Annotated in this window: 8 protein-coding genes; 3 read left to right on the forward strand and 5 right to left on the reverse strand. The window is 65.5% G+C overall.

What is annotated here, in order from left to right; translation table 11 throughout:
- The first annotated feature begins 194 nt into the window (after positions 1-194).
- Complete coding sequence (locus tag U5771_RS34345; protein WP_322028059.1) at positions 195-1337, forward strand: DUF2827 domain-containing protein; 1143 nt, start codon at positions 195-197, stop codon at positions 1335-1337.
- Between the two features lie 262 nt (positions 1338-1599).
- On the opposite strand, the gene U5771_RS34350 is transcribed toward U5771_RS34345, so the two are convergent.
- Positions 1600-1989, reverse strand: a complete 390-nt coding sequence (locus U5771_RS34350) for a hypothetical protein (RefSeq protein WP_322028060.1) — start codon at positions 1987-1989, stop codon at positions 1600-1602.
- Between the two features lie 168 nt (positions 1990-2157).
- Here U5771_RS34350 and U5771_RS34355 point away from each other — a divergent pair, with 168 nt between their 5' ends.
- Both U5771_RS34355 and U5771_RS34360 read left to right on the forward strand, forming a co-directional pair.
- Complete coding sequence (locus U5771_RS34355) at positions 2158-2961, forward strand: EAL domain-containing protein (protein WP_322028061.1); 804 nt, start codon at positions 2158-2160, stop codon at positions 2959-2961.
- Between the two features lie 62 nt (positions 2962-3023).
- Positions 3024-3443 (forward strand): hypothetical protein, encoded by a 420-nt coding sequence (locus U5771_RS34360; protein ID WP_322028062.1) that lies wholly within the window; start codon positions 3024-3026, stop codon positions 3441-3443.
- Between the two features lie 77 nt (positions 3444-3520).
- Here U5771_RS34360 and U5771_RS34365 read toward each other — a convergent pair whose 3' ends face one another.
- The 4 genes from U5771_RS34365 to U5771_RS34380 all read right to left on the reverse strand — a co-directional run.
- Positions 3521-5452 carry an FkbM family methyltransferase gene (locus tag U5771_RS34365; RefSeq protein ID WP_322028063.1) on the reverse strand — a complete coding sequence of 644 codons (1932 nt, stop codon included), beginning with the start codon at positions 5450-5452 and terminating at the stop codon, positions 3521-3523.
- Positions 5453-5475: 23 nt separating this feature from the next.
- Positions 5476-6612: a DUF2827 family protein gene (locus tag U5771_RS34370; RefSeq protein WP_322028064.1), complete on the reverse strand. Its 1137-nt coding sequence runs from the start codon at positions 6610-6612 to the stop codon at positions 5476-5478.
- A gap of 28 nt (positions 6613-6640) precedes the next feature.
- On the reverse strand, positions 6641-7108 hold the full coding sequence (locus tag U5771_RS34375; RefSeq protein WP_322028065.1) for a DUF4019 domain-containing protein: 468 nt from the start codon (positions 7106-7108) through the stop codon (positions 6641-6643).
- A gap of 25 nt (positions 7109-7133) precedes the next feature.
- The coding region (locus tag U5771_RS34380) for a DUF2827 family protein (protein ID WP_322028066.1) at positions 7134-7590 on the reverse strand (457 nt) is incomplete at its 5' end.

Here is a 7590-nt window from a genome sequence, read left to right on the forward strand (position 1 = left end):
ACCTCGGTTTACAACCCCGTGCGTAACTCCTTGATTGTTAACGACCCTTCATGCGATTGCCCTGGTCGTCCGCACCGCGTATGACCATGCATGACAGTCTGGCGGCCGGCGCTCCGCTAGACTGGCGGATCGTTCGCGCGGCCGCTTGCCGTGCGCTACACTGCATCCATTCAATCACCCATCCCGCCGCCGAGATGAAGTCTCCTGCCCTGAACGGCCTGCGCATCGGTATCACGATCGGTTTGCGCGCCCCCGACGAAAGCCTGTGGATCAACGGCATCAAGCAGAACGCGTTGTTTCTGGCGAAGTTGTTGATGGCGTCGCCGCATGGCTATCGAGTGACGCTGGTCAACACGACCGATGTCGCGCTGACCGATGCGCTGCCGTGGGATCGCCACGTCTACGACACGCGCGCGTTCGCCGAGATGAAGGATGCGCTCGACGTGGTGATCGAGCTGGGCGGTCAGATCGACGGCGAGCAGACGGCCTACCTGAAGGCGCGCGGCGCGAAGATCGTCAGCTACTGCTGCGGCTTCGAGTACATCACCTCGATGGAATCGATACTGTTCGGCCGCCGCATGTGGGATTCGCTGTTCATCAACCGCGGCTACGACGAATTGTGGGCCATTCCGCAGATCGCGGAGTCGTCGCTGCCGTTCCTGCAGTCGCTGCGCCGTTGCCCGGGGCGCGTCGTGCCGTTCGTGTGGGACCCGATGAGTCTGGAGGCGCGTGCGCAATCGCTGCCGGAGCGTGGCGAGTACCGGCCCCGCAGCGAACCGGCCAAGCGGCTGACGGTGATGGAGCCGAACCACAACGTCGTGAAGTTCTGCATGTATCCGATGTTGATCATCGACGAGGTGTATCGCCGCGACCCCGATGCGATCTGCTTCACGCACGTGACGAACGCCGATCGCCTCGCGCACAACAGCCCCGAATTCGTGACGCTGATGAACTACCTGGACATCGTGCGAGCGGGCAAGGCAAGCTTCGTCGGGCGTTTCGACACGCCGTTGTTCCTGGCCGACATGACTGATATCGTCGTGTCGCATCAATGGTCGAACCCGCTCAACTACTTCTATTTCGACGTGTGCTGGCAGGGTTATCCGCTGGTGCACAACGCGAACCTCGTGCCGGACCTCGGCTACTACTACCCTGGCAACGACGTGCAGAAGGGTGCGGAGGCGCTGCTGCACGTGCTGCACACGCACGACGACGACTGGCAAGGGTACACGCGGCGCCAGCGCGAGATCCTCGGCCGCTTTACGTCGGCGAACCCCGCGCTCGTCGCCGAATACGACACGCTGCTCGCGAACCTGATCGGCGCGACGGCCGCATAAGGTTGCACGACGCGGCACGCGTCGCCGCCTGCGGCCGCATTCGATCGCGATTCGCGCGATCGAGGCGGTCGGCTCGATCACGCCGACCGCAGTCAACCGGGTTGTCCCGGGTTAATGTCTGAAGAAATGGTGCCATTAAAAAAGAAACCGCCGAACCGGGGAGATTCGACGGTTTTTGAAGGCACGAATCTGACGGCTCCGAGGGAAGTCCGTCAAAAATCATTTTATAGGTTAACTAGTCATCGAGATTGTTAAATATCTTTCAATCGATAGTCGTCATATAAATCGTCTCGATATTATCGTTTATGTCTTGCCGCATTATCATTCGAATATCGTCAATATCGTTTGAAACGGCCGAATTGAATTCTGCGGAGACCGAATGCGCTGCCGCAACCCAATGGTGGCGTGATTCGCAGATGGTTGCGGCGAATCCGGGCGTCGGGTCCGGGCAATATTTCATCGGCGGATATTTATCAGACAAAACGCCAAACATCCGATAATTGAAGCGAACCTTGCGGTAAAACGATTTGCCGGGGGATGTTCGGGCGGGGAAATAATCAGTATCAATTGGGGTTTCGTCGACGTTTTTGTGTAATCTGTCGCACTGTTGCCGACGTGCGCTTGTGGTGTATTTCCCATATTTGAATATCATTGACAATATCGAATTTGACGGCGCGCCGAAATGAAAAGTACGCTTCCGGAAAAGATCGAAAAAAGAGGATGGGCCGGGTAGGCGGTGGTGCGTGTCGTGGTCGGCTCGCGCCCCATGTATCGAGAGCGCGGGCCGTCATCGGCGGCCCGACACTTGCCGGAGCGCCGGATGAATGCGGTCGAACCTCGCCTGGAGGCGAATAGCGTAGCGAGTCGGGACGAGATCGATCTCGTATTCGGCGCGCCTGACGATCACCCCGACCTTGCGTCGGTACGCAGTTTCGTCGAAAGCCGGCTCGGGTTCGCGCGCGAGCCGGTCTGCCGCGCCGACCTGTCGGGCGGCGTGCTGTATCACGAATGCCTCGCGCGGCTGCGCTGGGGCGCACGCGATGTGTTGCCGCCGCTCGCGTTCCTGCCGCGCCTCGAATCGCTCGGGCTGATGCGCTGGTTCGACCGGCTCGTGGTGAGCCGGATGATCGACGAGTTGCGCGCCGATCCGAAGGCCGTGTACGGCTGCAACGTCGCGGCGGTGAGCGCGGTCGTGGACGATGCGTGGCTGGCCATTTTCAGGCGGCTCGAGCGCGAGCCGTCGGTCGCGGCGCGGCTGGTCGTCGAAATTACCGAGACGGGGCCGCTGAACCCCGTCGCGGGCCGGTCGTTCGTGAATCGGTTCCGCCAGGCCGGGTGCCGCGTCGCGATCGACGACTTCGGCGTCGGCTTCAGCGCGCTGAACAACCTGGTGGTCGGCAACCCCGATATCGTGAAGCTCGACAGGTCGGTCCTGTCGCTGATCAAGCGCAACGCGATCGGGCGCTACCAGTTTCGCCGGCTGATCGCGTTCGCGCATGAAAGCGCACGGCACGTCGTCGTCGAAGGCGTGGAGAGCGAGATCGACCGGCAGATCATCCTGGATTCCGGCGTCTCGTGGGCGCAGGGCATCCGCTTTACATGGCGGTCACCGGCCGCCGCATGACGCCGCGGCGCGGGCGCTGGGCGCCGGCATCGGGCAACGAAGGATCGGAAAGGGGCGTAGGCATGGCGGCGACGAAGAAGGCCGGGCACGGAACGGGCACGCAGGCGGCCGATGCGCGCGAGCTCGTCGCGATCGCCGAACTGGCCGACATGCTGGCGCAGCTCGGCGCCGAATCGGCCGATGCGCCGATCGACGTTGCGCCGTATCTCGACGGCTTGAAGAACGTCTCGCAACACATTCGCCGGATGAAACCGCTCGACGTGGACGGCCGCGAGCGTGCGGCGCGGCACTATTTCGCCGGTGTGTTCGCGGGCGCTTGCGGCGACGATTCGGCGATCGCGTGCGGTGTATCGGGCAGCCTTGCGCAGCAGGCCGGCGATATCAGCCCTGAGGCGGTACGCTGTTTCGCGAGGCTTGCGCGCATCGGCCGGCGGCATGGCCGCGCGTTTGCCGAGCGGCGAGGCCAGCGCGTGCCGGCGTGACGCCGGTTCGTGCATCACGTCCTCATCATGCCCCGGTCACGGGGATAAACGCCTGGCGTCGCCCGGCGAGGTAACCGTCAGTCCTTCCCGAAGCCACCCAGCACGAGCGCCAGCGCGCGGTCGACCGCGTCGTCCCACCGGCCCGGCTGCGCGGCGCGCACGATCCGGATGCCCGGGTATAGCGCGGTACGCGAGCCGGTTTCCCAGCGCGCATCGGCTTTCGGGCTCAGCAGCAGGACCGCCGGCACGCCCAGCGCGCCGGCCAGGTGGATGTGCGCGGTGCAGGTGGTGACCACGGCGTCCATCGCGAGCATCAGCGCGGCCAGATCGCTGAAATCGCCGATCGCATGATGCGGGAACGTGACCGGCAGATCCGACGGCTCGGACTGCGCGGCGATGTCGCGATTGATGCAGTACGCGGCATGGCCGTGCAGCCGCGCGAGCGGCGCGAGGTCGCGCAGGCTGGCCGCGCGCAGGAAGCGCGCATCGCTTTCGTCGCGGCCGCGCCAGTTGAGGCCGATGCGGCGTGTGCCCGGTGCGCTGCCGTCGCGCGCGACGCGTTCGCGCCAGGCGGCCGCCCGCTCGGGCGGGCACGACAGGTACGCGGCCGGCGCGCCGGCCGGTGCCGGCGCATAGCCGAACTGCGCGGCCAGCACCAGGAACGAACACCAGTAGTCGTGGGCGAGCTGCGACGTGTCGGCCCACGCGCCGTGGGCGCCGACGAATTCGATGTGCGGGAACGTGTGGCGCATCAGGTCGGCCAGCGCGGCGGGGACGATGACCGTCACGGCCGCGCAGCCGAGCGCGTCGAGCGCATGCAGGTAGCGCGCGTACTGGAGCTGGTCGCCGACACCGCCGTAGCTGATCACGAGCAGCCGCTTGCCGTGCAGCGGCTGGCCGTCGTAGAGCCGTTCCAGCGGCAGCCCGAATTGCGCGGCCGTCAGCACGTTCTCGCTGGCGATGGTCGCGCGCGCGGCTTCGTCGCGCCGGCCGGCGCGCAGCAGCAGCGCCGAGCGCGAAAGTTCGACACGCCCGCGCAGCGCGTCGGGCAGTGCGGCCGGATCGCCGATGCGTTCGAGTGCCGCGAGCCCGGCGTCGGGCGCGCCGGCGAAGCCGTAGCACGATGCAAGCTGGAACGCGATCGCATCGTCGTCGAGGCCTTGGCCGCGCGCGCGTAGCCAGCGGTCGATCGCGTGGCCCCATTCGCAGCGCGCCTCGTGTTCGAGCGCGCGGTTCCAGTTCGTTTCGGGCGCGTCGGTCTCGGCTGCCACGGCGGCATTCGCGTCGTCATGCACGCGCGCGGAGGCACCGCCGACGGGCTCGCCCGAGATGAACAGGCGCTGCCGGTCCCAGCGCGGGTTCGGCACGCACAGCAGGTTCGGTCCGTCGAACCGGTAGAACGTGTAATCGAGGCCGGCGAACGTATCGATGACGCGTGCGTCATCCGCGTTCCGGTAGGCGATCCAGCACCACGGCAGATGCGTTTCGATCAACTGGCGCGCGCCGTGCAGCGCGTCGATCTCCATCCCGTCGATGTCGAGCTTCAGGAAATCGAGGCGCGGCAGGCCGAGTGAATCGAGCCTGACGGTCGGGGCCGGCGTATCGTCGGCGGGCTGCCCGTCGTCGATGTCGGGCAGCGTCATCGTGCCGTTGCGGCTCGCGAGCCCCATGTTCAGCAGATGAAGGTTGTCGAGCTGGTTGAGCGCGACGGTGCCGCCGAGCGCGTGGAACAGCGTGCGCCGCGGCTCGAACGCATGGACACGGCCGCCGCGGTCGCGCAAGCGTTGCGCGATCGGCACGCAGACGAGCCCCGCATTCGCGCCGCCGTCCACCGCGAGCGCACCGTCGGGCAACTGGTCGATCACCTGCATGATCGTGTCGAGCTCGTCCTGGTTGTGCGGCCGGCCGGACTTGATCAGCGTTTCGGCCTGCCGCGCGTTGTGCCGGTTGATGACGAACGGGCCGTGGATCGAATCGATCACGACGAAGTGGCGGACGGTGTGCTTCATGAACGGAAGGCGGGCGGCCGCGGTCAGCCGAGCGCGCGCCCGGCGAACAGGCGCTGGATCTGCTCGGAATACGCGCGGACGTTGTGGTCGGCGAGTGTGTCGACCTGCTGCAGGCAGCGGCGGGCCGCTGCCGCGTAATCGTCGAGCCGCGCGTCGTGCGTCTGCGCGGCGGTCGCGATCGCGCGCGCCGCGTCGAAGATCTCGAAGTCCGGGTAGTAATAGCCGACGTCGCGCAGGAACGGCGAGTTGTGCACGAGCGGGTAGTTGCCGTACAGCGCGTCGTACAGCAGGTAGTTCAGGCCGTTTTCCCAGTGGTGCGACACGACGATGTCGGTGTGATGCGCGGCCCATGCGACGAACGGTGCACGCACGTCGGCCGTCGCCTTGCCGTCGCGCACCATTTCGAGCCCGAGCGCGAGATGCTTGAAGGCGACGTTTTCCTTCTTGTCGAACGTATTGGTCATGTATACGTGTTCGATGAGCTCGGGATGCTCGACGTAGCACGCGTTCGCGGCCAGCATCGGCACGATCGAACTCTTCACGACATTCAGGTTCGGTTCGAAGAACGCGATGCGCTTGGCCGGACCGTGGTTGCGGTAGCCGAAGCGCGCCTTCAGTTCGGGATCGGCGTCGAGGCTGCGTTCGATGAAGTAAGGCGACCAGATGTGCGGCAGCTCGATCACCGGCGCGCGATAGACGGCCCGGAAGTAGGCCGCGCACGTGTGCATGTGCTGCGGGTTGGTCCAGATCTCGTCGAACTGCACGCGGTTCGGGTTCGGCCGCCAGCTGTTCTTCTCGAAGTTGATCGTCTCGACCGCGATCACGTAGTCATTGCCGAAGCGGTACGACACGCACTTGCCGCCGCGCTGGCGCACGGCGTCCGTGTGCGACGGGTCGATGAACGCGTTCATCTCGATCAGCAGGTCGGTCTGGTGGACGATCGCCGACAGCGGCCGCAGCGCGTCGCCGAACGCGTCCATCATCAGCGCCTGCGGGTAGTCGGTGATGCCGTCGTCGTGCGCGAGCCACACTTCACCGACCAGCGGCGAGCGTTTCAGCAGCATGTACAGGTACACGCAATGCTGGTTCGCGCCGTTGTACCAGATCGACTGCGTGGCGTCGCGCTGCACGTTCATCGTAATCGCGACATTGATTTTCATCGGCGGCTCCGGGCGGACGGTGCGCGGCTTACGGCGTGTAGTTCTGCGCCTGACGCGGCACGTAGCCGGTCAGGTGCCAGAGGCCGTCGTCTTCGAGGCGGAAGCTCAGCTTCTCGAACACGGTCGTGCCGGTCGTGAGCGTCGTCGCGTAGTCGAGGTTCGCGTAAAGCCCGTCGGGCATCGCTGCCGAGTTCGTGTAGCGGACCCGCGTGATCTGCGCCCAGCCGCGATGGCGCACCATGCCGACCGACTGGCGCGCACGCTGCATGTCGGCCGCGAACTGGTCCTGCTTGATGCGCGCCTTCACGAACGCGGCGGAATCGGCCCACACCGCGCCGTACTGGCCGGCGTCGAGCTGTTTGAAGACCGTGTCGGCGTCGCGCAGCAGCGCGTCGGCCGATTCGCCGCCGGATTGCGCGTGCGCGCCGATCGCGATCGACGCGAGGGCGCAGCCGACCAGCCATTTGGCGCGGGAGAGGGGCGGATGTGCGTTCATGTCGGAGTCCGGAGCAGGCGGCGCGTCATGCGTCGCGATAGAGCGACGCGATCGCGTCGGAATACGCGGCGACGTTGTCGGGGTTGTAGATGCTGACCGAGTCGAGCACGTGCTTCGATTGCTCGCGGTACGCGTCGAGGTTCGCGTCGTGTTCGGCGAACGCCTGCAGCAGCGCGCGGCCGCCGGCCTGGCAATCGAAGTCCGGATAGAAATAACCGGCCTTGCCGAGGAACGGCGAGTTGTGGATCAGCGGATAGTCGCCGTACAGCAGTTCGTAGTACAGGTAGTTCTGCGCGTTTTCCCACGTGTGCGACACCACCGCATCGCCGTAGGCGGCCATGAACTCGTACACCGCGTAGCGGCTTTCGAACGTCGTGATCCCGTGGTTCACGATGTCGAGACTCTTCGCGAAATGGACGAAGGTCGTATGTTCCTTCAGGTGCAGCGTATTGCACACGCGCACGAATTCGACGAAATCGGGT

Source organism: Burkholderia sp. BCC1977 (assembly GCF_905339595.1).
GTDB lineage: Bacteria > Pseudomonadota > Gammaproteobacteria > Burkholderiales > Burkholderiaceae > Burkholderia.

Bases quoted from the DNA above. Each gene is read 5' to 3' on its own strand.
- U5771_RS34345 (WP_322028059.1), top strand. From the start codon at position 195: ATGAAGTCTCCTGCCCTGAACGGCCTGCGCATCGGTATCACGATCGGT.
- U5771_RS34350 (WP_322028060.1), bottom strand. From the start codon at position 1,989: ATGATATTCAAATATGGGAAATACACCACAAGCGCACGTCGGCAACAG.
- U5771_RS34355 (WP_322028061.1), top strand. From the start codon at position 2,158: ATGAATGCGGTCGAACCTCGCCTGGAGGCGAATAGCGTAGCGAGTCGG.
- U5771_RS34360 (WP_322028062.1), top strand. From the start codon at position 3,024: ATGGCGGCGACGAAGAAGGCCGGGCACGGAACGGGCACGCAGGCGGCC.
- U5771_RS34365 (WP_322028063.1), bottom strand. From the start codon at position 5,452: ATGAAGCACACCGTCCGCCACTTCGTCGTGATCGATTCGATCCACGGC.
- U5771_RS34370 (WP_322028064.1), bottom strand. From the start codon at position 6,612: ATGAAAATCAATGTCGCGATTACGATGAACGTGCAGCGCGACGCCACG.
- U5771_RS34375 (WP_322028065.1), bottom strand. From the start codon at position 7,108: ATGAACGCACATCCGCCCCTCTCCCGCGCCAAATGGCTGGTCGGCTGC.